We start from the raw sequence: 1,861 nt of genomic DNA, 5'->3' as shown, positions 1-1,861 counted from the left end.
CGTCATATCATGGCATTGAAACGTGTTTAATTAAAATTTTGCTCGATGCTTTGAAATAGGGCTTTAGCCATGTTTCAAAGTCGAGCCACTTTGCGTGCACCGGTATAAATTGAATAACGAAAGAAACCAAGCAAAGTACTGTCCCATCTCATAACTTGGTTGACTATGAAAATATATAATTTAGCCCAAAGTTTTTTCATTATTTCTGTGCTTACTGGCTGCATGGCAAAGCCTGCTTTAGTTTCTAATATTATAGAACCTGTAAAACCAGTATTTTTTATCAAGCAAAGTCCCGAAGTGAAGACTTATATGGTTTCACTTGCAGGTGGCAAATTACATTTAGATCCACATGGTTGTATTCGTCTAAACAGTGATACCAGCCCTTTTATTATCTGGGCTAGTAGCAGCGAGTTAGAATATACAAGTGACGGTAGGATCAGTATTACCAACAAATTTAATAATCATAAAGTTTTTGTAGGTGATGAAATTAGACTTGGTGGAGGCCAGTACCCAACGAAACCTCGATCTATTACTGACCCTATTCCTGATGTTTGCGCTAACCACGGTTATTGGATTGCAGCTCCGCTTTAAAAAGCATTATTTAGGGTCAATCACGCAATAATCTTTGTTTGGTCCGTGACAGTCATTTTTCATGATCCGGACACAGGATTTACCATTACAGTTTTTAATATCTAGGTTATATCTTTGTTCTAGCCAAGCTGCTTCTGCACGACGTTCTTTGATCTCATCAAAACTTGGAATGAATAAAAATATGAAAGAAAGAAAAACCAGTACCAGACTGAGGAAAATTGCACATAACAAGGCAATAAATCTATAGTTTAGTTTATCAGTAGCCTTGTCTAGTTCCTGAATACGTCCTTGAAGGGCGCGTGTAGCTTCCTGATTTGCGTTATTTAGGTTTTTTTTGCTCTGCTCTAATATCCCGCTAGCCACTTTGTTGTAAAACGCCTCTAATCGCTTGTTATCGTCTGCTATGGCTTCCCTGTATTCCTTCATGGATGCCAATAAAATATATAACTGGTCGTCTAAATCATCGTTTTGGTTGCTCATCGTGACCATCCGCCTTTATTCAAATTAGGTGATGCCTTTTGCTCGGCTCGTTTCATTTCTCGCTGTTTTTCCGCTTGGCGTTCTAGCTCTAGGCGTTTGGCTTCTTGGTCTTTTTGCCATTGGTCAAAGCCTTGCTCAACACGGTTAAAGCCACGCTGTAGCGTGGTTTCTTTGTGCTGTTCTTTTTGATTCAGGTATTGGGCGTTGTGCTGTTTTACCTTGTCGTTATAACGGCTGATTTCGGTGCCGATGCCTTTTCTGCGTAATTGAGTGACCGAAGTCCCTTCATGAATCGTGGCTTGCAGTCCGTTGTTCTGATCGGCATAGCTGCGGTGGTCAATTTTTTGCTGTTGTCCTGCTTGTTCCAAAGCGTGATTTGCTAAGTCTGCCCACATTGCCCGAATTTGTTTAATGTCCTCTTGGGTTGTACCCATGTTGAGGGTCTTTCTTTTGGCGTTGCTGAGTTCAATCTCTGCCTTTGTTGTCAAAATCAGATTATTTTCAGGGTCTAATTCAGCCTTTCGGGTGGTCAGCATGATATGGGCATGATGATTTTTATCATTTCCGCCTTTGCTGGGTTCATGGATAGCTAAATCTGCAATCACGCCATAGCGATCAACTAAGGACCTGGCAAAGTCTTTTGCCAAGTCCTTACGTTGATCTGCGTCTAATTCATCAGGTAGGGCAATGACCCATTCTCTAGCGGTTCGGGCATCTTTGCGGTTTTCAGATTTTTCCGCCAAGTTCCAAAGTTCACCACGGTCAATTTCAATATCTAAATTAGACAGAA

The 1,861-nt window shown here is 41.0% G+C and carries 3 protein-coding genes; 1 reads left to right on the top strand and 2 read right to left on the bottom strand.

From position 1 onward, the window contains the following. The first annotated feature begins 165 nt into the window (after positions 1-165). Entirely contained in the window at positions 166-591 is a 426-nt protein-coding gene (locus FTV42_RS16560) for a hypothetical protein (RefSeq protein WP_179991870.1), read from the top strand. A 6-nt stretch (positions 592-597) separates the two neighbouring features. On the opposite strand, the gene FTV42_RS16555 is transcribed toward FTV42_RS16560, so the two are convergent. Further along, positions 598-1,071 (bottom strand): hypothetical protein, encoded by a 474-nt coding sequence (locus tag FTV42_RS16555; RefSeq protein ID WP_180015776.1) that lies wholly within the window; start codon positions 1,069-1,071, stop codon positions 598-600. Further along, a partial coding sequence (locus tag FTV42_RS16550; protein WP_180039226.1) for a MobA/MobL family protein occupies positions 1,068-1,861 on the bottom strand: 794 nt, incomplete at its 5' end. The genes FTV42_RS16550 and FTV42_RS16555, both read right to left, overlap by 4 nt.

It is taken from the genome of Acinetobacter sp. YH16052, from assembly GCF_013417155.1.
GTDB lineage: Bacteria > Pseudomonadota > Gammaproteobacteria > Pseudomonadales > Moraxellaceae > Acinetobacter.
Note: the sequence above shows the minus strand (reverse complement) of the source record. Positions and strands in the feature narration are given on the sequence as shown.